This window comes from Roseovarius pacificus (genome assembly GCF_900142665.1).
GTDB classification, from domain to species: Bacteria; Pseudomonadota; Alphaproteobacteria; order Rhodobacterales; family Rhodobacteraceae; genus Roseovarius; species Roseovarius pacificus.
In genome coordinates, this window is sequence record NZ_FRBR01000003.1 from 58,740 (window position 1) to 83,473 (window position 24,734).

29 protein-coding genes are annotated in these 24,734 nt (G+C 62.2%); 14 read left to right on the plus strand and 15 right to left on the minus strand.

Annotated elements, in window-relative coordinates:
- Window positions 1-186: 186 nt before the first annotated feature.
- Both BUB53_RS22935 and BUB53_RS07615 read left to right on the plus strand, forming a co-directional pair.
- Window positions 187-324 carry a hypothetical protein gene (locus BUB53_RS22935; protein ID WP_188744981.1) on the plus strand — a complete coding sequence of 46 codons (138 nt, stop codon included), beginning with the start codon at window positions 187-189 and terminating at the stop codon, window positions 322-324.
- A 266-nt stretch (window positions 325-590) separates the two neighbouring features.
- On the plus strand, window positions 591-1,394 hold the full coding sequence (locus BUB53_RS07615; RefSeq protein ID WP_084728995.1) for a Hint domain-containing protein: 804 nt from the start codon (window positions 591-593) through the stop codon (window positions 1,392-1,394).
- 30 nt (window positions 1,395-1,424) lie between these two features.
- Here the strand turns inward: BUB53_RS07615 and BUB53_RS07620 are convergent, their stop codons facing one another.
- Window positions 1,425-1,925: an Lrp/AsnC family transcriptional regulator gene (locus BUB53_RS07620; protein ID WP_073034123.1), complete on the minus strand. Its 501-nt coding sequence runs from the start codon at window positions 1,923-1,925 to the stop codon at window positions 1,425-1,427.
- Between the two features lie 354 nt (window positions 1,926-2,279).
- On the opposite strand from BUB53_RS07620, the gene BUB53_RS07625 reads away from it, so the two are divergent.
- Window positions 2,280-3,098 (plus strand): VWA domain-containing protein, encoded by an 819-nt coding sequence (locus tag BUB53_RS07625; RefSeq protein WP_084728997.1) that lies wholly within the window; start codon window positions 2,280-2,282, stop codon window positions 3,096-3,098.
- Window positions 3,099-3,174: 76 nt separating this feature from the next.
- Here the strand turns inward: BUB53_RS07625 and BUB53_RS07630 are convergent, their stop codons facing one another.
- Window positions 3,175-3,549 carry a hypothetical protein gene (locus tag BUB53_RS07630; protein WP_073034125.1) on the minus strand — a complete coding sequence of 125 codons (375 nt, stop codon included), beginning with the start codon at window positions 3,547-3,549 and terminating at the stop codon, window positions 3,175-3,177.
- A 144-nt stretch (window positions 3,550-3,693) separates the two neighbouring features.
- Here BUB53_RS07630 and trxB point away from each other — a divergent pair, with 144 nt between their 5' ends.
- Window positions 3,694-4,638: a thioredoxin-disulfide reductase gene (gene trxB / locus BUB53_RS07635; RefSeq protein WP_073034126.1), complete on the plus strand. Its 945-nt coding sequence runs from the start codon at window positions 3,694-3,696 to the stop codon at window positions 4,636-4,638.
- 186 nt (window positions 4,639-4,824) lie between these two features.
- On the opposite strand, the gene BUB53_RS07640 is transcribed toward trxB, so the two are convergent.
- Complete coding sequence (locus BUB53_RS07640; RefSeq protein WP_073034127.1) at window positions 4,825-5,877, minus strand: cytochrome-c peroxidase; 1,053 nt, start codon at window positions 5,875-5,877, stop codon at window positions 4,825-4,827.
- A 302-nt stretch (window positions 5,878-6,179) separates the two neighbouring features.
- On the opposite strand from BUB53_RS07640, the gene BUB53_RS07645 reads away from it, so the two are divergent.
- Together BUB53_RS07645 and BUB53_RS07650 are read left to right on the plus strand one after the other, a co-directional pair.
- Complete coding sequence (locus tag BUB53_RS07645) at window positions 6,180-7,892, plus strand: bifunctional sulfate adenylyltransferase/adenylylsulfate kinase (protein WP_073034128.1); 1,713 nt, start codon at window positions 6,180-6,182, stop codon at window positions 7,890-7,892.
- A 101-nt stretch (window positions 7,893-7,993) separates the two neighbouring features.
- On the plus strand, window positions 7,994-8,695 hold the full coding sequence (locus BUB53_RS07650) for a hypothetical protein (protein WP_073034129.1): 702 nt from the start codon (window positions 7,994-7,996) through the stop codon (window positions 8,693-8,695).
- A gap of 48 nt (window positions 8,696-8,743) precedes the next feature.
- On the opposite strand, the gene BUB53_RS07655 is transcribed toward BUB53_RS07650, so the two are convergent.
- Both BUB53_RS07655 and BUB53_RS07660 read right to left on the minus strand, forming a co-directional pair.
- Entirely contained in the window at window positions 8,744-8,971 is a 228-nt protein-coding gene (locus BUB53_RS07655; RefSeq protein ID WP_073034130.1) for a DUF1150 family protein, read from the minus strand.
- A 5-nt stretch (window positions 8,972-8,976) separates the two neighbouring features.
- Window positions 8,977-9,390, minus strand: a complete 414-nt coding sequence (locus tag BUB53_RS07660) for an Hsp20 family protein (protein WP_073034342.1) — start codon at window positions 9,388-9,390, stop codon at window positions 8,977-8,979.
- Window positions 9,391-9,547: 157 nt separating this feature from the next.
- Here BUB53_RS07660 and BUB53_RS07665 point away from each other — a divergent pair, with 157 nt between their 5' ends.
- The 4 genes from BUB53_RS07665 (at window position 9,548) to BUB53_RS07680 (ending at window position 12,280) form a co-directional block, all read left to right on the plus strand.
- Entirely contained in the window at window positions 9,548-9,772 is a 225-nt protein-coding gene (locus BUB53_RS07665) for a YdcH family protein (RefSeq protein WP_073034131.1), read from the plus strand.
- A gap of 64 nt (window positions 9,773-9,836) precedes the next feature.
- A complete protein-coding gene (gene purE / locus BUB53_RS07670; RefSeq protein WP_073034132.1) occupies window positions 9,837-10,325 on the plus strand; it encodes a 5-(carboxyamino)imidazole ribonucleotide mutase in 489 nt (162 codons plus the stop codon).
- Window positions 10,318-11,391 carry a 5-(carboxyamino)imidazole ribonucleotide synthase gene (locus BUB53_RS07675; RefSeq protein WP_073034133.1) on the plus strand — a complete coding sequence of 358 codons (1,074 nt, stop codon included), beginning with the start codon at window positions 10,318-10,320 and terminating at the stop codon, window positions 11,389-11,391. Before purE ends, BUB53_RS07675 begins: the two co-directional genes overlap by 8 nt.
- A 64-nt stretch (window positions 11,392-11,455) precedes the next feature.
- Complete coding sequence (locus BUB53_RS07680) at window positions 11,456-12,280, plus strand: LOG family protein (protein WP_073034134.1); 825 nt, start codon at window positions 11,456-11,458, stop codon at window positions 12,278-12,280.
- A 96-nt stretch (window positions 12,281-12,376) separates the two neighbouring features.
- Here BUB53_RS07680 and BUB53_RS07685 read toward each other — a convergent pair whose 3' ends face one another.
- The 5 genes from BUB53_RS07685 to BUB53_RS07705 all read right to left on the minus strand — a co-directional run bounded on the left by BUB53_RS07685 (window position 12,377) and on the right by BUB53_RS07705 (window position 16,406).
- On the minus strand, window positions 12,377-12,577 hold the full coding sequence (locus tag BUB53_RS07685) for a hypothetical protein (protein ID WP_073034135.1): 201 nt from the start codon (window positions 12,575-12,577) through the stop codon (window positions 12,377-12,379).
- 202 nt (window positions 12,578-12,779) lie between these two features.
- On the minus strand, window positions 12,780-13,493 hold the full coding sequence (locus BUB53_RS07690; protein WP_073034136.1) for a gamma-glutamyl-gamma-aminobutyrate hydrolase family protein: 714 nt from the start codon (window positions 13,491-13,493) through the stop codon (window positions 12,780-12,782).
- Window positions 13,490-14,455, minus strand: coding sequence for an amidoligase family protein (locus BUB53_RS07695; protein ID WP_073034137.1), 966 nt, complete (start codon window positions 14,453-14,455; stop codon window positions 13,490-13,492). Before BUB53_RS07695 ends, BUB53_RS07690 begins: the two co-directional genes overlap by 4 nt.
- 54 nt (window positions 14,456-14,509) lie before the next feature.
- The gene (rlmN, locus tag BUB53_RS07700; protein WP_073034343.1) at window positions 14,510-15,697 is read right to left on the minus strand and encodes a dual-specificity RNA methyltransferase RlmN; all 1,188 of its coding nucleotides are present in this window, start codon (window positions 15,695-15,697) and stop codon (window positions 14,510-14,512) included.
- Window positions 15,698-15,836: 139 nt separating this feature from the next.
- A complete protein-coding gene (locus BUB53_RS07705; RefSeq protein ID WP_073034138.1) occupies window positions 15,837-16,406 on the minus strand; it encodes a DNA-3-methyladenine glycosylase I in 570 nt (189 codons plus the stop codon).
- A 112-nt stretch (window positions 16,407-16,518) separates the two neighbouring features.
- Here BUB53_RS07705 and BUB53_RS07710 point away from each other — a divergent pair, with 112 nt between their 5' ends.
- The 3 genes from BUB53_RS07710 (at window position 16,519) to phbB (ending at window position 19,572) form a co-directional block, all read left to right on the plus strand.
- Window positions 16,519-17,355, plus strand: coding sequence for an EAL domain-containing protein (locus tag BUB53_RS07710; RefSeq protein WP_073034139.1), 837 nt, complete (start codon window positions 16,519-16,521; stop codon window positions 17,353-17,355).
- Between the two features lie 133 nt (window positions 17,356-17,488).
- Entirely contained in the window at window positions 17,489-18,664 is a 1,176-nt protein-coding gene (locus BUB53_RS07715; protein WP_073034140.1) for an acetyl-CoA C-acetyltransferase, read from the plus strand.
- 185 nt (window positions 18,665-18,849) lie between these two features.
- Window positions 18,850-19,572 carry an acetoacetyl-CoA reductase gene (phbB, locus tag BUB53_RS07720; protein WP_073034141.1) on the plus strand — a complete coding sequence of 241 codons (723 nt, stop codon included), beginning with the start codon at window positions 18,850-18,852 and terminating at the stop codon, window positions 19,570-19,572.
- A gap of 227 nt (window positions 19,573-19,799) precedes the next feature.
- Here the strand turns inward: phbB and BUB53_RS07725 are convergent, their stop codons facing one another.
- From BUB53_RS07725 to BUB53_RS07735, 3 genes are all read right to left on the minus strand, one after another.
- Window positions 19,800-19,970, minus strand: coding sequence for a YdcH family protein (locus tag BUB53_RS07725; RefSeq protein WP_073034142.1), 171 nt, complete (start codon window positions 19,968-19,970; stop codon window positions 19,800-19,802).
- Between the two features lie 113 nt (window positions 19,971-20,083).
- Window positions 20,084-20,860 carry a tRNA1(Val) (adenine(37)-N6)-methyltransferase gene (locus BUB53_RS07730; protein WP_073034143.1) on the minus strand — a complete coding sequence of 259 codons (777 nt, stop codon included), beginning with the start codon at window positions 20,858-20,860 and terminating at the stop codon, window positions 20,084-20,086.
- Window positions 20,853-21,068 (minus strand): putative signal transducing protein, encoded by a 216-nt coding sequence (locus BUB53_RS07735; protein ID WP_073034144.1) that lies wholly within the window; start codon window positions 21,066-21,068, stop codon window positions 20,853-20,855. Before BUB53_RS07735 ends, BUB53_RS07730 begins: the two co-directional genes overlap by 8 nt.
- Before the next feature lie 60 nt (window positions 21,069-21,128).
- Here BUB53_RS07735 and BUB53_RS07740 point away from each other — a divergent pair, with 60 nt between their 5' ends.
- The gene (locus tag BUB53_RS07740) at window positions 21,129-22,130 is read left to right on the plus strand and encodes a polyprenyl synthetase family protein (RefSeq protein WP_073034145.1); all 1,002 of its coding nucleotides are present in this window, start codon (window positions 21,129-21,131) and stop codon (window positions 22,128-22,130) included.
- Here BUB53_RS07740 and BUB53_RS07745 read toward each other — a convergent pair.
- Both BUB53_RS07745 and BUB53_RS07750 read right to left on the minus strand, forming a co-directional pair.
- Entirely contained in the window at window positions 22,123-22,965 is an 843-nt protein-coding gene (locus BUB53_RS07745) for a 4-(cytidine 5'-diphospho)-2-C-methyl-D-erythritol kinase (protein ID WP_073034146.1), read from the minus strand. The genes BUB53_RS07740 and BUB53_RS07745 overlap by 8 nt on opposite strands.
- On the minus strand, window positions 22,952-24,667 hold the full coding sequence (locus tag BUB53_RS07750; protein ID WP_073034147.1) for a tetratricopeptide repeat protein: 1,716 nt from the start codon (window positions 24,665-24,667) through the stop codon (window positions 22,952-22,954). Before BUB53_RS07750 ends, BUB53_RS07745 begins: the two co-directional genes overlap by 14 nt.
- Between the last annotated feature and the right edge of the window lie 67 nt (window positions 24,668-24,734).

Genomic DNA, 24,734 nt, shown 5'->3' on the forward strand with positions numbered 1-24,734 from the left:
GCCGGAGTAATATTCCTTTGAAATCAATACGCTGAACAAATCCGGCCGGTTTTGCCCCTTTTCGGCACAATCATGGCGAAAATGCCGGCCGATTTTCTCGCAACCGTCAAATCATGGCCCGAAACGCAGGACAGTATCTGCCCCAACGGGACGAAACCCGACGAGCAGAGAACAATGAGGACGACCATGAAAAAGCGTTGGATGAAATCGGTGATCGAAACCAGCAAGCAGCAAATGCCGGCCCTGCCCTATCAGCGGGATGTGCGCCGCGCCGCCAGTGCCGCCTCCGTCACCGGGACACGCCGCAAAGTCAGGATCGCCTGACCCGGATCGCCTCGGCGCGGGCCGCCTTCTGTGCGGCCCGATTCGATGGCTTGATGTCCGAATTGTGGCAGAGCGGGCCATCAAACGGGAACAAACCCCGCCTGGCAGAGGTATTGCCCTGCCAGAAGAAACAATTTCCTCGAAAATTTGACAGCGCGGCCCCATGGCGGCGATCTTTGAGTCCATTACAACATGAATGGAAATCTGTCCTTCTGTCGTTGTCGGTGGGGGCCGACGCGGATGTGACGACCAACTGGTGACGTTACATGACAACCCCTCCTTTTGCCGCCCGTATTCCGGCGGCACACGCCCCATCCATGCGCCCTGTTGCCACAGGTCAATCCCGGTCCGAGGCAACCGACACGGTCCGCAAACGGCAGATGCTGCGGAAGTACCGCATCCTGAGCCTGCGCAACGACGGGTCGATTCATGAAACCGAGAATATCGGCCCCGCCACCGCGCCGTTCGAAGCGGCATTTTCCGCCTTTGCGCGTGGCACCCTGATCAAGACGACGACCGGCCCCGTCGCGGTGGAGGATCTGCTGCCGGGCATGAAGATCGTCACCTGCGAACACGGCCCCATGCCGTTGTTGTGGCTCGGGGCGATGACGCTGGTGCCCGACGCCGAAGGAACCGTTCCGCAAAACCGGCGGATCACCCGGATCATGGGCGACGCCCTTGGCATGGGGCGTCCGATGATGGACGTGATGGCCGGCCCCGGCGCGCGGCTTTTGTCCCGGCCCCTGGGCCTGCGCGACAGTTTCGGCGGCGAACAGGTGCTGACCCCGGCGCGCGATCTGGCGGACGGGATGAGCGTGGTCGAGATCACCCCGGCGCATCCGGTCACGGTGTTCCACATCGCGCTGCGGCGGCATTCGACGATCTGCGCGGGCGGTCTGGAATTCGAAAGCTATCACCCCGGCGCAGGGTTCGAGCGCCACATGAGCCAGAACATGCTGTCGCTGTTCCTGTCCTATTTCCCGCATATCCGCGAAGCGCACCAGTTCGGCGCGCTGTCGCATCCGCGCCTGCCCTTCGGGAGCGCCGCGCAAGACATGCAGATGGCCTGAATCCGGTGCCGGACGGCGCGCGCTGTCCGGTCAGGCGGAGTGGCTGAGCCTGTCTTCGAGAACGTCGAAGGGCACGCCGGGCTCGTCCTTGGCCCCGCGGATGACCAGCGAGGTCTTGACGCTGGCGACATTGTCGGCGGCGGTCAGTTCCTCGGTCAGGAACCGCTGAAAGGTGGACAGGTCGGGCGCCACGCATTTCAGGATGAAATCCACCTCGCCGTTGAGCATGTGGCATTCACGGACCAGCGGCCATTCGTTGCAGCGCGCCTCGAAGGCGTTGAGGTCGGATTCGGCCTGGCTCTGCAAGCCGACGCTGGCAAAGACCTGCACCTCGAACCCCAGTTCACGGGCATCGACATCGGCGTGATAGCCCCGGATATAGCCCTGCTCTTCGAGCGTTCGCACCCGGCGCAGGCAGGGCGGTGCGGAGATTCCGACGCGCTTGGCCAGTTCGACATTGGTCATGCGGCCGTCGGCCTGAAGCTCGGCCAGAATCTTGCGGTCGATCTCATCGAGGCGGGTTGCGGGCATGATTCGCTCCAATCGGGGGTTTTGGGAAAGTTATAACAACCCCGCAGGCGCCCGCAATATTATTTCAAAACTCGGCAATATTGTTAAGAAGACATAAACCAAACGGAAAACAATCCCTGCAAAAATGGACAAATTGACCCTTAACGAGGGCAATCGCCGGAAAATTCACAAAAATCCGTTCATCAATGTGATTAAAATCTGGTAACATTGTGTCACTAATGTGGACCCAGTGATTTGTTGGCGTCTGCGCAAGAGACCTGTTTACCAAGTATAAATTGTCCGGTCATGCCGGGCCGGGGTTCACATTAATTTTAAACAGAACGATTTCCTGAACCTAAGGGGGATATTGAAACCATGACCAGAAAAAGAACCAATCTTGTTGTAGCGACGGCAGTTGGCCTGGCAATGAGCGCCGCAAGCGCCAGTGCCGCCATTATCGATCTGGGCTTTGCCCTTGATGAATCCGGCTCGGTGGGAAGTGGAAACTTCACCACGACCAAGAACGCGCTTGCCGCCGCGATCGACAACATTCCGACCGGCGGGGACAATCAGTATCGCATCGCGGTGGTCACCTTCGACAGCAGTGCTTCAACAATCATTACGCCCACTATCGTAACGGCGGCCAACAAAGCATCCCTGCAAACGACGATCCAGGGTATCAGCTACAACGGAGGTGGCACTTCGATCCACGCGGCCGTCAATCGGCTGACCGACCTCTTTACAGGCATGGACGGTGGCCTGGGCGCGACGACACTGTTCAATATCGCGACAGACGGGGCATCGAGCGCATCATCTTTGCAAAGTTCCGTTGAAGCGGCGTCAGATGCCGGGGTCGACGGAATCAGCTATGAGGCGATCGGATCGGGGGCCGCTACGGGCACTCTTTTGTCGGCCTGCTACGCCGGCACCTATACGGCATCGTCCAGCCCCAGCCCGAGCTGTTCTCTTGTGGAGGATGTGAACAATCTGCCGAATGCGACGCAGGAAGGGTTTGTTCTGAAAGTTGGCAGTTTTGCGGGCTTTGCCGACGCCATCGACAAGAAGGTCAGGCAAGTCGTTGACGACACGGGCGGTGGCGACGGCGTGATCCCGCTTCCTGCGGGTCTTCCCCTGCTGCTGTCGGCCCTTGGCCTGGGCGGTCTGGTGGCACGGCGCAAGCGCAAAGCGGCCTGACCCGGTTTGGATCATTGAAACAGAAAACCGCCGCATCATGCGGCGGTTTTTTCATGCGATCATGGCATAAGCCAAGTCAGTTCGCTTCGTCGATGAAGATGAACGATTTCTGTTCGGCCACCCACACCCCTTTCGATGCAGTGATCTGATCCTGAGTCAGGCCATCGTGATTTGCGGGCGCTTTCAACGGTGCCTTGTCCGCATCGGTCCAGACCCACGCCCCGCACGGCAGCGCCAGCCCACAGGCGGCGCGCCCGGCCTCAATAAGCGTTTTCTGCTCCACATCTGACGGATCGCACACAACGATCTGAATGATTTCTCCGGCGTCCTGAACACTGCAATGCGAGGGCATTTCGGGAATGTCTCCCGATGTGTCTTGCGCGGCGCCCGGCCCGGCAACCGCCATCAGGGCGAAAGCGCAAATCGCCTTTGTCAAATTCGTGAACTGCATGGTCAGCCTTTTAATTCCATTAGAAAACTCTTGCCGTCATCCTACCCCCTCCATGTCTGATTGCCAAAGAATTTACGGTCCGGGCTTTTGCCCGCTCAAGCTGCCGTCTATATGGATTGCAATCGAATTGAGGGGAGCTCAGCCATGACCGAAACCCGCCACACCAAATGCCTTATCATCGGCTCCGGCCCCGCCGGATATACCGCAGGCGTTTATGCCAGCCGCGCCATGCTGGAGCCGATCCTCGTGCAGGGGATCGAACCGGGCGGGCAGCTGACCACCACCACCGAGGTCGAGAACTGGCCCGGCGATACCGAGGTGCAGGGCCCCGACCTGATGGTTCGCATGGAGGCCCATGCCAAGGCGATGGGCTGCGAGATCGTCGGCGACATCATCACCGACCTCGACACCGAAAGCCGCCCCTTCGTGGCCAGGGGCGACAGCGGCACCACCTACTCGGCCGATGCGGTGATCCTGGCCACGGGGGCGCGGGCCAAATGGCTGGGGCTGGACAGCGAAGAGGCGTTCAAGGGCTTCGGCGTCAGCGCCTGCGCCACCTGCGACGGGTTCTTTTACCGGGGTCAGGAAATCGTGGTGATCGGCGGCGGCAACACGGCGGTCGAAGAGGCGCTGTTCCTCACGAACTTTGCCAGCAAGGTCACGCTGATCCATCGCCGCGACGAATTGCGCGCCGAGCAGATCCTGCAAAACCGCCTGCTCAGGCATCCCAAGGTGGAAACCCTGTGGTTCCACGAGCTTGAGGAGGTTCTGGGCGAGGACAACCCCAAGGGCGTGACCGGCGTGCGCGTCAGGAACAACCAGACCGGCGAAAGCACCGAGATCCCCTGCAAGGGCGTGTTCATCGCTATCGGCCACGCCCCCGCCAGTGAGTTGGTGAAAGGCAAGGTCGAGATGCATCACGGCGATTACGTCAAGGTCGAGCCCGGTAGCACGCGCACCTCGGTGCCCGGCATCTTTGCCGCCGGCGATCTGACCGACCATGTCTATCGGCAGGCCGTCACCAGCGCCGGGATGGGCTGCATGGCCGCACTGGACGCGGAACGCTTCATCGCCGAACAGGAAAGCTGAGCGCGACGTTATCAAAAAAAACACGGCAATCCGGGCTTTCTTCTTGCCCGAAATATCCCCGCCGGAGGCGGCGCGCGGCCTGCCAAGGACACAACGTCACATAAGGAGCGCTGCCTTGGTCCCCCGAACATGACAACGGCGCGGGATATCCCGCGCCGTTTCCTGTTTCAGCAGATCGTCAGGCGATCAGTTGGGCACCACCTCGCCCGTGGGGCGCGGGGTATCCAGGGTTTCGGTGGGCAGGACAGGATAGGTCACCTGCGGCATCTCTCCGGTCAGCGAGCCGAGGAAGGCCACGATCTTGTCCACCTCATCGTCGTTCAGTTCGGTCCCGAGCTGCGACGTGCCCATGATGGCCACGGCCACCTTGAGATCCCACACCTTGCCGGAGTGGAAATAGGGCGCGGTCTGGTCGATGTTGCGCAGCGGCGCGGCGCGGAACACATAGGAATCGTCCGCTGTTTCCGTCACGGCAAAGCGGCCCCGGTCATCCGGCGGCAGAACGTCGGCACCCGGCTTTTCGATCAGGCCGAAGGGGAAATACCCCGTGCCGCCGATGTTCACGCCGTTATGGCAGGATGCACAGCCGGTATCCATGAAGAGCGCGAGCCCCTCTTTCTGCTCGTCCGTCAGCGCGTTGTCGTCGCCGTTGAGGAAGGCGTCGAACGGGGCGGGCGTGATCAGGGTGGCCTCGTAGGCCTCGATCGCCTTGGCGAAGTTGTCGAAGGTGACCGGATCGTCCTCACCCGGGAAGGAGGCCTTGAACCATTCCTGATACTGCGGCATCGAGTTCAGTGTCGCCACCACGTTGGCCGGTGTGTTGGCCATTTCGACCCCGGCCTGAACCGGGCCTTTGGCCTGTTCGGCCAGGTCGGCGGCGCGGCCGTCCCAGAACTGCGCCTCATTGAACACGGCATTCAGCACCGTGGGCGAGTTGCGCGGACCCTTCTGCCAGCCATGACCGATCGAGGTGGGCATGTTGTCATCCCCGCCCGTCGCCAGGTTGTGGCATGAGTTACAGGAGAACACCCCCGACGCTGACATCCGCGGATCGAAGAACAGGGCCTTGCCCAGATCGATCTTTTGCGGTGTCACGGGGTTGTCCTTGAGCGCCGGAATGGTCGACGGCAGGGCCGCAAACATTTCCAGCGCGTAATCGCGCAACTCCGACGCAGACGCCGAGGACGCAAGCGCCATTGCGGACGCTGTTCCAAGCGCGATTTTCCAAATAGATGTCATTTTAGCCTCCAGACTGGTCAAGCAGGATTCGCACGTTTGTAGTTATTCTAAGTTCAAGGCGCCCGATCGCCATTGATGTGCATCAAATAGCGCATATTGATCGGAGAAAGATTTACAAATCCTTTCGGATTGGGGTGAAAATCTTCCATTTAATACCATATTCGCTGCAAAATGGCCTCAAATTACGAAAAGCCCCAACTCGGCCTTGAAACCACCCGCTTTGCAGGTCTATGGCCAACCGAACCGTCCCGCGCATCTTATGCGTGTATCTGATATCCAACCCTTGAAAGCCGAGAGTACCGATGTCCCAGCAAAATCTGGCTCCGATCCCCGAACTGTATGTCTCTTACGAGTCCGCCCAGAAACTGAAGGTCGAAGCCGCCGACCTGACCAGTTGGGATCTGACCCCGCGTCAGATCTGCGATATGGAATTGTTGATGAACGGGGGCTTCAACCCGCTCAAGGGATTCCTGAGCGAAGAGGATTACAACGGCGTTGTCGAAAACATGCGCCTGGCCGACGGCACGCTGTGGCCGATGCCGATCACACTGGACGTCTCGGAAAATTTTGCCGAGACGCTGGAACTGGGGCAGGATATCGCGCTGCGCGATCAGGAAGGCGTCATTCTGGGCACCATGACGGTGACCGACCGCTGGACGCCCGACAAGTCGCGCGAAGCCGAAAAGGTATTCGGTGCCGACGACTCGGCACACCCGGCCGTGAACTATCTGCACAACACCGCAGGCAAGGTTTATCTGGGTGGGCCGATCACCGGGATTCAACAGCCCGTGCATTACGATTTCCGCGGCAGCCGCGACACGCCGAACGAGCTGCGCGCCTATTTCCGCAAACTGGGCTGGCGCAAGGTGGTGGCGTTCCAGACACGCAACCCGCTGCACCGCGCGCATCAGGAGCTGACCTTCCGCGCCGCGAAAGAGGCCGAAGCCAACCTGCTGATCCATCCGGTCGTAGGCATGACCAAGCCGGGCGATGTCGATCACTTTACCCGCGTGCGCTGTTACGAGGCGGTGCTGGACAAGTACCCCGGTTCGACCACCACGATGAGCCTGCTGAACCTGGCGATGCGCATGGCCGGCCCGCGCGAAGCCGTCTGGCACGGCCTGATCCGCAAGAACCACGGCTGCACCCATTTCATCGTCGGGCGCGACCATGCAGGCCCCGGCAAGAACAGCGCCGGCGAGGATTTCTATGGCCCCTATGACGCGCAGGACCTGTTCCGCGAACATCAGGACGAGATCGGCATCCAGATGGTCGATTTCAAACACATGGTCTATGTGCAGGAACGCGCCCAGTACGAGGCCATGGACGAGATCAAGGACAAGGACGATGTCACGATCCTGAACATCTCGGGCACCGAACTGCGCCGCCGCTTGCAGGAAGGTCTGGAAATCCCCGACTGGTTCTCGTTCCCCGAGGTGGTGGCCGAACTGCGCCGCACAAGGCCGCCGCGCAGCCAGCAGGGCTTTACCGTGTTCTTCACCGGCTTCTCGGGTTCGGGCAAGTCGACCATCGCCAACGCCCTTATGGTCAAGCTGATGGAGATGGGCGGCCGTCCCGTGACGCTTCTGGATGGCGATATCGTGCGGAAGAACCTGAGTTCGGAACTGGGCTTCTCGAAGGAGCACCGCGATCTGAACATCCGCCGCATCGGCTATGTCGCGTCCGAAATCACCAAGAACGGCGGCATCGCAATCTGCGCGCCGATCGCGCCCTATGCAACCACCCGCCGCGCCGTGCGCGAGGATATCGAGCAATACGGCGCCTTCGTCGAAGTGCATGTCGCCACCTCGCTCGAGGAATGCGAACGCCGCGACCGCAAGGGGCTCTACAAGCTGGCGCGCGAGGGCAAGATCAAGGAATTCACCGGGATTTCCGATCCCTATGACGTGCCCCAGAACCCCGAGCTGAGCGTCGAGACGGAGAACGTGGATGTGGACAACTGCGCCCATCAGGTGATCCTGAAGCTGGAGCAGATGGGCCTGATCGCGGGCTGATCAGCGCTCCAGACGGCGGGTATTTCAGCCTGTCGGACGATATGAAACAGAAAACGGGCCGCCCTTGCCGGGGTGGCCCGTTTTCTTTTAAGCGTCGCGGCATGTACGCGATTTCGCTGACCTCGATCCCGTCCCGGTTCGACCGGCTGGTGCCGGTGCTGCGGGCGTTGCTGGCGCAGCGCCCTGCCCCGGTGCGCGTGATCCTGTGCCTGCCACGCCGCTATGCGCGCTTTCCCGGCCCGGTCACGCCCCCGCCCCTGCCGGAAGGGGTGGGCCTGCTGTGGCATGACACCGATCTCGGGCCCGCCACCAAGGCGTTGCCCCCCGCGCGGCGGCTGGCGGGGCAGGTCAAGCGGATGATATGGTGCGATGACGACTGGATCATGGGGCCGGGATGGGCGGCGGCGTTGCTGGATGGGGCCGCAGCGCGCGAGGCCACGACCGGGCAGGGCTATGGGGTGGCAAGGCTGCGGCGGCGGGGATCGGCCCCGACGCCTGCGCATGTCGAGATTGCGCAAGGGTTTGCCGGGGTTTGCGCCGATCCTGCCTGGCTGAGCGGGCCGGACATGGACCCGCCCCCAACGGCGTGGCCGGTGGACGATATATGGCTGTCGGGGCAACTGGCCCGGCAAGGCATCGCGATCCGGGCCGTACCGGCGGCGCGGCAGGCGATGCGGCTGGCCCATGACGATGGTCCGGCGCTTCAGGACAGTGCGATTGGCGGACGGTCACGGCACAGCGCGAATATCGCCTGCCTTGACGAGCTGACCACGCGTTACGGGATATGGCCCGCGCAGGACTGACCTGCCGGGCCGCATCCGCATCGGAGTTTCAGGGATCGTCCCGGCGGATCAGTGGACGGTCACCGGGTCCATGTTGTTCTGGCGCGCCAGCACGAAAGCCAGCCTGCGGTCGCGCACCAGCGCGAGGCGCTCGCCATCCGCCGTGTGCAGCGCATAAAGCGTCTCGCTGCCCATGGCCTGTTCGCGCATGTCCTCGGGAAGGTCCGCCACGTTCACGGGCCGGACATAGACGATGGGGCGGCCCTGATCGGCGCCGAAATCGTATCTTGTTTCCATATCTGTTACCCCTTGTTAATCTTGATCTTCTGCACCACCGGCTCGGGCTGGGCGCGGGTCAGGTCCACATGCAGCAGACCGTTTTCCATGATCGCCTCGCCCACCTCGACACCATCGGCCAGCACGAAAGAGCGCTGGAACTGGCGCGCGGCAATGCCGCGATGCAGGTAGATCCGGTTATCGACGTCATCGCCCTGGCGGCCACGGATCACCAACTGGCGGTCCTCGACCGTGATCGACAGATCGTCTTCGGCAAACCCGGCCACGGCGAGCGTGATTCGATAGGAATTCTCCGAGGTCTGCTCGATATTGAACGGCGGGTAGCCTTCGTTTCCCGATTTGGCGCTGCGTTCCAGCATACGCTCAAGCTGTTCAAACCCCAGCATGTAGGGATGCGACCCCAGCGTCAATTTTGTCATCGACACGTCCTTCATCAAAGCGACAGTCCATGCCGGGCCCCGTTTCGGCAACCCGACAGTGGGAATATGGGGGCCGCCCGTGGCCCGTGCAAGGGCTTTGCCATCGATGCGAAAAGGGCTATTCTGTGTGCCCGACCTCCAGAGAGGAATCACCGAAATGAACGCTTTCGCCGATCTGTCCATGAAATCGGACGATGTGCTGCGCGTGGAACTGGAGGAATTCCGCCGCCAGCACCGTGATCTGGACGAGGCGATTTCGGCCCTGCATGAAAAGGGGTCGGGCGATCCGTTGACCATCAAACGGCTCAAGCAGCGCAAGCTGCGGCTCAAGGACATGATCGCCTATATCGAAGACCGCCTATATCCCGACATCATCGCCTGAGTCTGATTGCGTCGCGGCGCGCGACAGGTATAGTGCGCGCTCCAACGAAAGGGGCCAATGACAGATGGGCAACGTCAAAGTCGGTATCATCATGGGCAGTCAGTCGGACTGGCCGACCATGCGCGAAGCAGCGGCGATCCTCGATGAGCTGGATATACCGTATGAGGCGCGCATCGTCTCGGCGCATCGCACGCCGGACCGGCTGTGGGATTACGGCAAGACGGCGGTGGAGCGCGGATTGCATGTGATCATCGCGGGCGCGGGCGGCGCGGCGCATCTGCCCGGCATGATGGCCTCGAAAACCCGTGTGCCGGTGATCGGCGTGCCGGTGCAGACCAAGGCGCTGTCGGGCGTGGACAGCCTGTATTCCATCGTGCAGATGCCCAAGGGTTTCCCGGTGGCCACCATGGCGATCGGCGCGGCGGGCGCGGCCAATGCCGGGCTGATGGCGGCGGGTATACTGGCCAATGGCGACCCTGCGCTGGCGACGCGGCTGGATGACTGGCGCACCGCCCTGTCGGCCTCGATCCCGGATGAGCCCCAAGATGACTGAACACCTGACCACCGGCGCCACCATCGGTATTCTGGGCGGCGGCCAGCTGGGCCGCATGCTGTCGGTTGCCGCAGCACGGCTCGGCTTCAAGACCTGCGTTTTCGAACCCGGCGCCGATTGCCCCGCCAGCCACGTGGCGCATGAGCACATCCAGGCCGGTTACGACGACGAAGACGCCCTGCGCCGGTTTGCCGGGGCCGTCGATGTGGTGACCTACGAATTCGAGAACATCCCTACCTCGGCGCTGGATCTGCTGGACGGGTTGGGCAAGCCCGTGCGCCCCGGTCGCACGGCCCTGCGCATCAGCCAGGACCGGCTGACCGAGAAGGCGTTTCTGAGCGATCTCGGCCTGAAAACCGCCCCTTTCGCCGCTGTCGACGACGAAGAGGACCTGGCCGAAGCAATTGCCGAAATCGGCCTGCCCGCAATCCTCAAGACGCGGCGTTTCGGGTATGACGGCAAGGGGCAGGCGCGCATCCTGTCGGAGGCCGATGCCGCGCAGGCACTGGCCGACATGGCCGGGCAATCCGCGATACTGGAAGGGTTCGTGGAGTTCAGCCACGAGGTTTCGGTCATCGGCGCGCGCAACATCGCGGGCGACGTGGCCTGTTTCGACCCCGGCGAAAACGTGCACGAGGGCGGCATCCTGCGCACCACTACCGTTCCCGCCCGCCTGACGGCATCGCAACGCACCGACGCGGTGCTGCTGACCGCGCAGATCCTGAACAAGCTGGATTACGTGGGTGCCATGGGGGTCGAACTGTTCGTCACCTCCGCAGGGCTGGTGGTGAACGAGATCGCGCCGCGGGTGCATAATTCGGGCCACTGGACGCAGCAGGGCTGCGCCATCGACCAGTTCGAGCAACACATCCGCGCGGTGGCGGGCTGGCCGCTTGGCGACGGAAGCCGCTATGCCGACGTGGTGATGGAGAACCTGATCGGCGAGGACATGGACCGCGTGCCGGACATCGCCGGGGAAGCCGGCGCGGCGCTGCATCTTTACGGCAAGGCCGAGGTGAAACCGGGCCGCAAGATGGGCCATGTAAACCGTATCAAACGCGGCTGACTGGTCAAGCGAGGGCGAACCCGGTACGCCTGTTTCAGAACCGTCAGCAAAGGATGTGTGAGTGATGAAAGACGACCGCAACAGCCAGTTCCGCGACGCCCATTCCGACCGCAGCACCGCCGAGCAGGTGCCCGACACGCCGCAGACCCGCGCCCCGGCCTACCGGCTGGCCTTTGCCGATTCGGATTTCCTGTGCCGCGACGAATTGCGCCCGGTGCGGCTGCAACTGGAGTTGCTCAAGCCCGAGATGATCCTGAACGAACGCGGCATCGAAAGCACCGTCGTGCTGTTCGGGGGCGCGCGCATTCCCGAGCCGTCGAAGAAGGACAGCGCCCGCACCGAAACGCTGTCGGATCTGTCGCGCTATTATGACGAGGCGCGCGAGTTTTCCCGCATGATCACGGTGAAATCCATGGCGAGCTACGGGCGTGAATACGTCGTGGCCACGGGGGGCGGGCCCGGCGTGATGGAGGCGGGCAATCGCGGCGCGGACGACGCGGGCGGGTCGTCCATCGGGCTGAACATCGTGCTGCCGCACGAACAGGCCCCGAACGAATATGTCACGCCGGGGCTGTGCTTCAACTTCCACTATTTCGGCATCCGCAAGATGCATTTCCTGATGCGCGCCAAGGCAATCTGCGTGTTCCCCGGCGGTTTCGGCACGCTGGACGAGATGTTCGAGGCGCTGACGCTGATTCAGACCGACCGCATGAACAAGGTGCCGTTCCTGCTGTTCGGCGGGGAATTCTGGCGCAAGATCATCAACTGGGAGGCCCTGGCCGATGCCGGAACGATCAGCCCCGAGGATCTGGAGCTGTTCCGCTTCGTCGAGACCGCGCAGGAAGCCGCGCAGATCATCGACGACTGGTATGCCGACGGGGCGGCCTGAACCTGAACCGGGCAATCGCACCGGGCATGGCCCCGAAGGCCCTGCCCGGCCTGTCGATTGCGATACCTCAGAGGGGCGTGGTCCGACCCCGAAGGATCAGGCCACGCGGGACGGCAGGGCACATACCGGCGCACCGCGCAGAAGCGAGGTTACCATCCGGCCTTCGGCCGTGTCCCGAATTGCGTAGCCATAGCCACGCAAACGATGTTTCCACTCACGCTCGGACACGGCAAGGCCACGCTCGCGCAGCACAAGGCTCAACACTTCTGTTTCCATTTCACTCGTATACCGTTTCATCGTTTCCTGCCTTGGAACAGTTTCACACTGATTTCTGGATAGTTACCGATATGGGCGACAATCGTGCCGAAATGTGGCAGGCAAGCGGTTTCATAGCGGCTGTGACGATGCAGGGCTGAACGAGGCATCGTGCCCCTCAATCGTGACGTGTGAAAACGGTGACTCTCGGGGCCCGCGCAGGCGGATTCGGACCGGCCCGCGCTTATCCCTCGTCCCGGTCGACCCGCTCGAGCTGTGCCTGATTTTGCTGGCGGGCACGGGCCGCGGATACGAGCGCCCGGAACAGGCCCTGCTGGCGGCGGGCATAAAACAGATGCTCGGGGTGCCACTGCACGCCGATGGCAAAGGGATCGCGCAGCCGTTCGATGGCCTGGATCATGCCGCCTTCGTCGCGGGCCGCCACGCGCAGGCCACGGCCCAGCCCATCCACCGCCTGACTGTGCAGCGCGTTGATCTTCATCGGCTCCGTCCCCGCCAGATGGGCCAGCCGCGTTTGCGGCGCGATATGCACGGTTTTTCGGGGCAGGATGGTGCGCAAATACCTGCTGTCCCGATAGACGCCATACGCGTCCTGATGCAACGTCCCGCCAAGCGCCACGTTCAGCATCTGGCTGCCCCGGCAAATCCCCAGCATCGGCTTGTTGAGATCGAACGCATCGTGCACCACGCGCCGCTCCAGCGCATCGCGCCCGGAATCCAGCCGTGCCGAGCGCACCAGATGACCGCCATAGAGATCGGGCGAGATATCGTCGCCACCACCGATGATCACGCCGTCCACCGTGGACAGATCGGCATCCGCCCCATCCACCCAGCGCACGGATCGCCCGCCCGCCATCCAGACGTTCAGCGCGATCAGCGGAAAGATGCGCCAGCCAGACCGGCGCGAGGTGGTCACCCCGATCAGCGGTCGTGTCATCCCGGCAGCCCGGTAAAATCCAACCCCGCCGCGCGCAGGATCGTGCCGCAACGCTCGGCCCAACCGCTGCGTATCAGGGTCAGCAATCCGTGATCGTCCAGCCATTCCCGCGACAGGCGTTCGAGAAGCGCCGCATCGGCGGCCACCCGCTCGACCAGCACCCAACGCTGCCATTCCTGCGCGATGGACCAGTCGGGATCGTCGATCAGGCAATCCGGCAGGCGGAAATGAAATGTGGGGCGGGCGGAGGTCTTGTCGGAAATCGCCTGTGCGATCCGCTCGGGCCAGAAATGGGCGAAAATCGGCAGCATATCCAATCCCCGGTTCCGCGTGGGGGTGTGATGCAGGTACAGGACCATCGCTGCGTGCGCGGTGCCGTCCGGGCCAAGACCGATCAGGGCACGCACGAACTCTGTCGGATAGGGATCGGTGAACGGCAGCAACCTGCGCGAATCGTCGATCGGGTGGGCCGCGCGCAACCAGTCCTCGATCAGGGCATAGGCCAGCAGCGGGCGCAGGATATCGGCATCACTATCCGATGCGATCTGGACATTCAGGTGAACGCCAAAGCCGAACGCCCATCCCGCCCTGCTGCCCAGCGCGCCCGCCTTGCGCAATACCGCATTCAGACCGTCCAGCCGCACCAGCCCGTCCATATCCAGCGGCTGGGTCACGATTTCCACCGGGACGACCTCGCGCCCGATATCCAGCGCAAGGTCGCGCAGTTTGGTCTTGGTCACCTTGCGCAGAAAGATATCCAGATAGATTTCCAGCGTACCGATACAGGTGTCGTGCACCGTCCAGATATGGCTGTCTTCCTGCACGGCGTGCCCGCCCAGCGTGTCGGCGCACAGGCGCGCGACATGCGCCTCGTCCAGCCCGCCCAGTTCGATCTCGACGCCCACGCGGCGCGGCGCGCCCGTGGCGGTCATCGGCTGGGGAAGCGGGGCAAACCGGATCATGGGGTCACTTGACCATTCCCATCCCGATTGCGCAAGGCCGACCCGGCGTTAGGCTCAGCCCATCCCGGCTTCGGCCTCGATCTGCCTGCGCGATTTGCGTGCCCGTTCGGTGGCCGATTTCAACTGGCCGCAGGCGGCCATGATGTCTTCGCCGCGCGGGGTGCGAATGGGGCTGGCATAGCCCGCCTTGTAGACGATATCGGCGAATTTCTCGATCCGGTCCCAATCGCTGCGCTGATGCGGGGCGCCGGGCCATTCGTTGAACGGGATCAGGTTGATTTTGGCCGGGATGCCCTTGATCAGCTGCACGAGGCGGCGCGCGTCTTCGTCGCTGTCGTTCACGTCCTTGAGCATCACATATTCAAAGGTGATCCGCTCCGAGTTGCTGGCCTTGGGATAGTCGCGCAGGGCCTCCAGCAGCGTGGCAATGTTCCATTTCCTGTTGATCGGCACCAGCTTGTCGCGCACCTCGTCTGTGGTGGCGTGAAAGCTGACCGCCAGCATGCAGCCGATTTCCTCGGCGGTTTTGGCGATTTCGGGCACGACGCCGGAGGTGGAGAGCGTGATGCGGCGGCGGCTGAGGCTGATCCCCTCGCCATCCATGGCGATCTTCATCGCGTCGCGCACGTTGTCGAAGTTATAAAGCGGCTCACCCATGCCCATCAGCACGATGTTCGACAGCAACCGGGGGCCGTTCTCGCCCGTCCCCTGCCCCGGTTCGGGCCATTCGCCCAGATCGTCGCGCGCCATCATCACCTGCCCGACGATTTCCCCGGCGGTCAGGTTGCGCACCAGTTTCTGCGTGCCGGTGTGACAGAAGGAACAGGTCAGGGTGCAACCCACCTGGCTGGAAATGCACAAGGTGCCCCGGTCGGTTTCGGGGATATAGACCACCTCGACCTCATGCCCCCCGGCGATCCGCACAAGGTATTTGCGCGTGCCATCGGCGCTGACCTGCTTGCTGACCATTTCCGGGATTTCGATAACGAAATTCTCGGCCAGTTCGGCGCGATAGGCCTTGGACAGGTTGGTCATGTCGGCAAAGTCGCGCACGCCCCACTGATAGACCCACTGCCAGATCTGATTCACCCGCATCCTAGCCTGCTTTTCCGGCGTGCCGTGCGCGATCAGAACCTCGCGCAACTTGTCACGGGTCAGGCCGACAAGGTTGGTCGGCCCCTCGGGCAGTTTGCGGGGGATGGTCATCACGTCCTGGGTGATCGGGGCGGTGCTATCGGTCATGGGTTTGCGCGGTCCTGTCGTCAGATGGGCCTCCATATAGGATATGTGCGCCGATTCCAAAACATTCCGGCGCTTTTGCAATGCACCGACACGATACCGACGTTTTACCGACGTCATACCGATGCCGGTTCTGGCCGGATCAGCGGGTCAGCTGCGCCACCTGTTCGCGGCAGGGGCAGGTCGTCAGATGATCGTTCACCATCCCCACCGCCTGCATGAAGGCATAGACGATGGTCGGCCCGCAAAATTTGAACCCTCTTTTGCGCAAATCCTTTGAAATTGCCGTGGAAATTTCCGTGTATGCCGGAACCTCGTCCAGCCGGGTCCATTGGTTCTGAACCGGCGTACCACCGACGTAATCCCACAGGTACCGATCAAAGCCCTGTTCCGCCTCGATCTGTTGCCAGACACGGGCATTTCCGATGGTCGCCTCGATCTTTCCACGGTGCCGCACGATCCCCGGATTCGCCAGCAGGCGCTGCACCTCCGGCTCGCCCCATGTGGCGATGACATCGGGATCAAACCCTTGAAATGCCTCACGAAACGCATCGCGCTTGCGCAGGATGGTGATCCAGCTCAGCCCGGCCTGAAACCCGTCGAGAATCAGCTTTTCCCACAGCGCGCGGCTGTCATATTCGGGCACGCCCCATTCGGTATCGTGATACGCCCTGTACAGGTCATCATCCCCGACCCAACCGCATCTTTCCATCGTGCAAACCCTCCCAAACGGCATGACCCGTTCAATTTGTCTCAGATCGACAGCTTAACAGTTCTTTAGCGGCTGCGGCACAGCCTGTGAACTCGATGATCAGGAGGTGCAAATGGGCCACGAACGCGAACCGGCCGACATCCCGGCAGGGCAGGACAGCCCGCTGGCCTATGCCATCACGTCACGGGATCGTTCCGTGATCGCGATGGTGCAACAGGCGGTCGAACATGAACAGGTGATGCTGGCCTTTCAGGCCATCGTGCCCGCGGGCCGTCAATCACGGCCCGCCTTTTACGAGGGACTGATCCGCGTGCTGGACGAAACCGGGCGGATCATCCCCGCCAACGAGTTCATCCATGTCATCGAAACCACCGAAACCGGACGAATCATTGATTGCCTGGCGCTGGAACAAGGGCTGAGGACGCTGGCGGAATACCCAGATCTGCGCCTTGCGCTCAATATGTCGGCACGTTCGGCCGGATACAGGCGCTGGAACGATACGCTTGCGGGATGGCTGCAACGCGATCCGACCATCGGCGAACGGCTGATACTGGAGATCACCGAAAGCTCGGCCATGTTGATTCCCGAAGTCGTGACCGGCTTCATGAACGAGTTGCAACAGGAGGGAATCAGCTTTGCGCTGGATCATTTCGGTGCGGGTTTCACATCGTTCCGCTATTTACGCGATTTCTATTTCGATATCCTCAAAATCGACGGGCAGTTCATTCGGGGCATCGCCGAGAACCCCGACAACCAGATTCTGACGGCGGCGCTGGCCTCGATCGCCGAGCAGTTCGACATGCTGACCGTGGCGGAAAACGTGGAACGCCCCGAGGACGCGGCGTATCTGACAAGCGCCGGAATCGACTGTCTTCAGGGGTACTTCTTTGGCGCACCATCCGTGAGGTTGCCCTGGGTGGATGCCGGGCTGGGCAAGGCCACCGCATGATCTGTGACACACGGTCCGTTGCCGCAGCGCGGCAAGTGCGGTAGAACGATCATGACCGGCGGGGGAAACGAGCCTGCACGACAGCATTGTGCGGCATCGCCTCGGCCACGACGTCATTTGGTGGAGGACACACATGACCAATGTAGTTATCGCATCCGCGGCGCGTACCGCTGTCGGTTCTTTCGGCGGCTCGTTCGCCAATACACCCGCCCACGATCTGGGGGCCGCGGTGCTGGAGGCGCTTGTCGAACGTGCGGGTATCGACAAGGCGGAAGTCTCGGAAACGATTCTCGGTCAGGTGCTGACCGCCGCGCAGGGCCAGAACCCGGCCCGTCAGGCGCATGTGAATGCCGGGCTGCCCATCGAAAGCGCCGCCTGGAGCATCAACCAGGTTTGCGGATCGGGCCTGCGTTCGGTCGCACTGGCCGCGCAGCACATCCAGTTGGGCGATGCCGCCATCGTTTGTGCGGGCGGGCAGGAAAACATGACCCTCAGCCCCCATGCCGCACATCTGCGCGCGGGCCACAAGATGGGCGATGTCAAATATATCGACACGATGATTCGCGATGGCCTGTGGGACGCGTTCAACGGCTATCACATGGGCCAGACCGCCGAGAACGTGGCCGAGCAGTGGCAGATCAGCCGTGAAATGCAGGACGAATTCGCGCTGGCCAGCCAGAACAAGGCCGAAGCCGCGCAGAAGGCCGGCAAGTTCGACGATGAGGTGATTCCCTTTACCATCAAGACCCGCAAGGGCGACATCGTGGCCGACAAGGATGAATATATCCGCCACGGCGCCACCATCGAAAACATGCAGAAGCTGCGCCCGGCCTTCACCAAGGACGGTACTGTGACCGCAGCCAACGCCAGCGGCATCAATGACGGCGCCGCCGGTGCCCTGCTGATGAGCGCCGATGACGCCGCCAAGCGCGGGATCGAGCCGCTCGCCCGCATCGCCAGCTACGCCACCGCCGGGCTGGACCCGTCGATCATGGGTGTCGGCCCGATCAGTGCCAGCCGCAAGGCCCTGGAAAAGGCGGGCTGGAAGCCCGAGGATCTGGACCTGGTGGAAGCCAACGAAGCCTTTGCCGCGCAGGCCTGCGCCGTCAACAAGGACATGGGCTGGAACCCCGAGATCGTGAACGTGAACGGCGGCGCGATCGCCATCGGCCACCCGATCGGCGCCAGCGGCGCGCGCATCCTGAACACGCTGCTGTTCGAAATGAAGCGTCGCGACGCCAAGAAGGGCCTTGCCACGCTGTGCATCGGCGGCGGCATGGGCGTGGCCATGTGCCTTGAGCGCGACTGAGCCATGCGAGCCCGAGAAAACATCATTGAAAGGCGCCCGATGGCGCCTTTCTTTTTGTCGACGGATGCGGTGTACTCTGAAAAATAGCTGCGCTGCGGCAAAATCTTCGCGCAACAATATTGCGCACCGCGTCGATGAATAGTAACAGAGTTACCAACACATACTTAGCCAGATTGGAGGATAACATGGCTCGAACAGCACTCGTCACTGGCGGCTCGCGCGGTATCGGCGCGGCCATTTCGAAGGCGCTCAAAGCCGAAGGTCACAACGTGGCCGCAACCTATGCCGGCAATGATGGGGCCGCCGCCAAGTTCACCGAAGAAACCGGCATCAAGACCTATAAATGGAATGTCGGCAGCTACGAGGAATCCAAGGCCGGCATCGCCAGGGTCGAAGAGGACCTGGGCCCGATCGACATCGTCGTCGCCAACGCAGGCATCACCCGCGACGCCCCCTTCCACAAGATGAGCCCCGAACAGTGGCAAGAGGTGATCGACACCAACCTGACCGGCGTGTTCAACACCATTCACCCGATCTGGCCCGGTATGCGCGAACGCGGCTTTGGCCGGATCGTGGTGATCAGTTCGATCAACGGTCAGAAGGGCCAGTTCGCTCAGGTCAATTATGCCGCCACCAAGGCCGGCGATCTGGGCATCGTCAAGTCGCTGGCACAGGAGGGCGCGGCCAAGGGCATCACGGCAAACGCCGTCTGCCCCGGCTATATCGCCACGGAAATGGTGATGGCGGTGCCGGAAAAGGTACGCGAATCGATCATCGGCATGATTCCCGCCGGTCGCTTGGGCGAACCCGAGGAAATTGCGCGCTGCGTGACGTTCCTGAGCTCGGATGACGCGGGCTTTATCAACGGTTCGACCATCTCGGCCAACGGTGGGCAGTTCTTCGTCTGATCCCTGTTTCGGGTGGCACGATATGAAAAGGGCCGGTCCTGACGACCGGCCCTTTGATTTTTGCGGACCCCTTGCACCGATTGTCGGCAAGGTGTGCCGTAGCAGTGTAGGAACACAGCCGCATATCGTGAGTTTAGATCACGGCTGTGGACCCGGACGGTCATGGCTGTGATCCATGATCGTCCTCATGATTCGATCAATGCGGCGAGTGTTTCGCACGCAATATGTTAAGCCTGCTCGCTCAGCTTTTCGATTTCTTCCTTGAGCCGCAGTTTCTGCTTTTTCAGTTCGGAGATATGCAGATTGTTTGACCCCGGCGCGCGCTGCGCCTCTTCAACCTGTTCCGAGAGGGCCTGATGTTTCTTCTTCAATTCCTCGACATGCGACGTCAAGCTCATGGGCAGTCTCCTCTCTGAATAATGTGAACGTGTCCAGTGCAGCATACTTTTACAATTCTGTCACGCTGCACACGCAACATAGGCTGATTTTTGCATACGGTATTTGAGGTAAATCAGACCGGAAAAGGTAATGCCGCACCATGGCGCAGGATTGCGCCTGTGGCCTTGGTATAGTTTTCGCAATCCCGGTCATGTCTGCTGCCTTCGTGCAGAACCCATCCATCGTGCATGCGAAACGCCGCGCGCCCGCCCTTTCGCCCGCGCAGCAAAATCAACTGTGCCAGCCTGCCCCGGCGGGGTAACAGAGGCAATACCTCAATGCTGCCAAGATGGCGCTGCGCCTCGTGCAGCAGGTCGGGCAAGCGGTCGGGCCGCTGGATAAAGGTGACGTACCCCTTCGGCGCGGCGCGGCGCGCGGCGGCGCGAACCCAGTCGGCCAGCGGGGTAACCTCGCCCAGGGCCCGCTCCCGTCCGGCGTCATTGGCCGCCGTGCTGGCATTCCTGTCGAAATAAGGCGGGTTGGCGATGACATGGGTGAACTGCTTTTGCCGCAAATCGTCCGGCATTTGTGTCAGATCGCCTGTCATAACCTGTAGTTTGATCCGGTTCCCGGCCGCGTTGCGCCGCGCCAGATCGGCATAGGCGGGCTGCAATTCCAGCCCCGTCAGGTGCAGACCGTCGATCCGGCGGCCCAGACATAGCGATGCCACCCCGGCCCCGCAGCCCAGTTCCAGCACCGTGTCGCCCGCACGCGCCGGAACGCTGGCCGCCAGCAACACGGGATCGACACCGGCGCGATACCCCTGGCGCGGCTGCCAGACCTGCAACTGCCCGCCAAGAAAGGCATCACGGGTCAGTTCCGCCTCGGGCCAGGTTCCCGCCTCACTCATTCAGGTCGATTCCATTGTCGGTGAGAACTGTCGACGCGCGCTCGAAATCCGCATCGGCCACCATCAGGCGGCGCGGAAAAATCCCGATCGAGCCTTCGAGGATGCTCATATTTACGTCCATTTCAAAGCAGTCTATACCCTCGCCCTGAAGCAGGGCGCGGGCAAAGGCAATGATTGTCGGATCGTTCGTGCCAAGCAACTGTTTCATGGGGATGACATAAGGGCACCGGCGACGGTTTGTCGACCAGTGTGACGGGAGTGTGATGGGATGGGACTGGACCGCGCCGCAACGAAGCCGCACGAACAACTGGCCCAGCATCTTGCAAATGATCTGGAGTCGGTGAACGCCCTGATCCGGCAGCGCATGGCGTCGCGCCATGCTCCGCGCATCCCCGAGGTCACCGCCCATCTGGTCGAGGCCGGAGGCAAACGCCTGCGGCCCATGCTGACGCTGGCCAGTGCCGATCTGTGCGGCTATGGCGGCGCGTTTCACGTTCATCTGGCCGCCACCGTCGAATTCATCCACACCGCCACGCTGTTGCATGACGACGTGGTGGACGAAAGCCAACAACGCCGGGGGCGGCCCACCGCAAACCTGTTGTGGGACAACAAATCCAGCGTTCTGGTCGGGGATTACCTGTTCGCCCGTGCCTTTCAGTTGATGGTCGAGCCCGGAAACCTGCGGGTGCTGGACATTCTGTCGAACGCCGCCGCCGTGATCGCCGAGGGCGAGGTTCTGCAACTGAGCGCGGCGCGCGACCTGAAAACCGACGAAAACGTATACCTGCAAGTGGTCCGCGGCAAGACGGCGGCCCTGTTTTCCGCCGCCACCGAAGTGGGCGGCGTGATCGCACAAGCCCCCGAAGAGCAGGTCAAAGCCCTGTTCGACTATGGCGATGCCCTCGGGATCGCGTTCCAGATCGTCGATGACCTGCTGGATTATCAGGGGGACAGCAGCGCAACCGGCAAGAACGTGGGCGACGATTTCCGCGAGCGCAAGCTGACCCTGCCGGTGATCAAGGCCATTGCCGCAGCCGATGAGGACGAGCGCGCATTCTGGAAGCGCACCATTGAAAAGGGCGATCAGCGCGACAGCGATCTGGAACATGCGCTCGACTTGCTGAACCGGCACGGCGCGCTTGAGGCGACGCGGCAGGATGCTCTTGGATGGAGTGCCAAGGCCAAAGCGGCCATGCAGGCGCTGCCTGAACATCCGGTACGCCAGATGTTGATCGAGCTTGCCGATTACGTGGTGGCGCGGGTCAGTTAGCGGCGTTCAGCACCGTCGCGACCACCCACCAGGACGGATAGGCCTCTTGCAGGCGCCCTGCGGCGGAAGAGGCCGTTTCGGCATCCCCGTAGAGCCCGAAGCAGGTTCCGCCAGAGCCCGACATCCGGGTCAGCAGGCAACCGGGCGTGACCTTCAGCGTATCGAACACCTGGTTTATAACCGGTTGCGCGGCAATTGCCGGAGCCTCAAGGTCATTGCGCATCCCGGCCAGCCATTCAATCAAAGCGGCGGTTGATGTGAATTCCGGCAGCGGATCTGGCATCGGCGGGTTCGTCCGATCCGCCAAGCCTGCAAACACCTGTTGCGTCATCACCGGCAGGCCCGGATTGACCAGAACGGCGTGCAACTCGGGCAGGCCGGGCAGAGGCGTCACATCTTCCCCGACCCCGCGCATCCGTGCCGTGGATTGCTGCAAGCAAACCGGCACGTCAGCCCCAAGACACAACAGATCGCCGGCGTCGGGCAGCGGTTGCCCGGTCAAACGGGCAAGCGCCGAAACGGTCGCCGCCGCATCGCTTGATCCGCCACCAAGCCCGGCAGCGGCAGGCAGGTGTTTTTCCAGATGGATATCCGCCGCCACGTCCATCAGCCGCGCGGCCTTCATCACCAGATTGCCCCGATCCGTGGGCACCCCAGCCGCCATCGGACCGCCGACTGTCAAACTGGGCTCTTCAGCGCGCGAAACCCCTACAATATCGCCAATCCCCGCGAAAACGACCAATGAGTCGAGCGCGTGATAGCCATCGGCGCGCTGCCCGGTCACGTGCAGCGTCAGGTTCACCTTGGCGGGCGCAAAAACCTCAATCGTTGTCATCGGCCACTTTCAAAGGCGGCGCCCCCTCTTCGGCAAGAACGCGGTCCAAACCGACCTCTATCTTGCGGCGAATGCGGCCCGGCTCGATATCCGGCGAGGGGTTTTCCTTGTTCACGAAGGACAAGGCGCGTTTCCATTGAAATTCGGCCTCGGTTTGACGCCCGACGGCCCACAGGACATCACCCAGATGATCATTGACCACAGGGTCCACCGGCATCAGTTCGGCGGCGCGTTCCATATGGCCGATGGCCTCGTCATAACGACCAAGGCGGTAGAGAACCCAGCCCAGACTATCCACGATATAGCCGCTGTTGGGTTGCGAGGCGACGGCCTGTTCGATCAGCGACAGTGCCTCGTCCAGCTTGATCTGTTTTTCGACCAGTGAATATCCGAGGTAGTTCAGGACCTGCGGTTGTCCGGGATTGAGTTCGAGCGCCTTGCGGAAATCCGCCTCGGCCTCGGGCCAGTTGTCCAGACGTTCGTGGCTGATCGCACGGGCGTAATGCACGAACCATTGCTCGGTTTCGCGTTCCGCATAGAGATCGAGCGCCCGGTCATACGCGGCAACCGCCTCGGCAAACCGTTCCAGTTGCCGGTAAAGATCGGCCAGAGCGACATGAACCGCAGGCAGGTCGCCATGGATTTGCGAAAGCTGGACCAGAACCTCGATGGCCGCATCCGTCTTGTCGGCGCGACGCAGGGTTTCCGCACGTCCCATTTCGGCGGCGTGGAAGGACGGATCGTCGCGCGGAACGCGGCGATAAGTCTCCGCCGCCAATTCCAGACGATCCAGACTTTCGAGCAATTCCGCGGACATGATGATCGCGTCCACGAAGCCTGGGCTCAGATACTCTGCCGCGCGCGAATAGAGCAGCGTGTATTCTCCGCCCGTCTCGGAAATCAGCGCCCGCCCAAGCGAATAGAAAACCTCGGCCAAACCATCCTTTGCGCTGCCGATCCGGGCGAAGGGCACCTGTTCGCCAGCCGCCAGACGATCCCGCAATTGCGCAACCTCCGGGTCGAGATCGCCGCCGAACGCCTCGTCGATCCGGGCAATGGCGTCGTCGTTGCGCTCGAGCTGGCTCAACACTTCGGCCCAGGCCAGAATCCCTCGGCGGGTCTGCTGCAACGGGCCTTCATCCCCATCGGAAAAAATGGCTTCGGCACCTTCGAAATCCCCGACCGAGGCCAGGGCTAGCGCCTTGTGATAGAGGGCAAAACTGCGCAAACCACGCTGATCGGCCACCTCGTCGAACGTCTCGAGCGCGGTGCGCATGTCCCCCTTGCCCAGATAGGACCACGCAGCGATCAGACCATCGGCCAGCGGGCCCATCCCGCGCGCATCTTCGATCCGGGTCAGCAGGGCATCGTAATCTTCCTGCGCGGCGGATTCGGCGATCAGGACCATATGCGAAATCTGGCTTCTCAGATCGTCCGCTTCCATCTTGTGGGCGATCGGGATGGCGCGATCGAACTGACCAAGCGCCATATTGGCCACCACGGCATTTTCAAGGATCGCCGGATTGGAAGGATCTTCGGTCAGGGCCTGGGTGAAATAGCGTGCGGCGGCGGCGAAATCGTAATCATAGCGCGCCTGCCGTGCCGCCAGGTATGATCCGACGGCCTCGTCCGCTACGGCAGGCAGCGGCAGAACCTGAACGAGTGCGGCAAGGAAAAGGGCGGAAAGGGGTTTGGATGTCACGGGGCCTGCCTCTGCTGGTGTGTCGCCGCAAACCTAGTATGCCCGCCCCCCCAAAGCAATGCGGGGC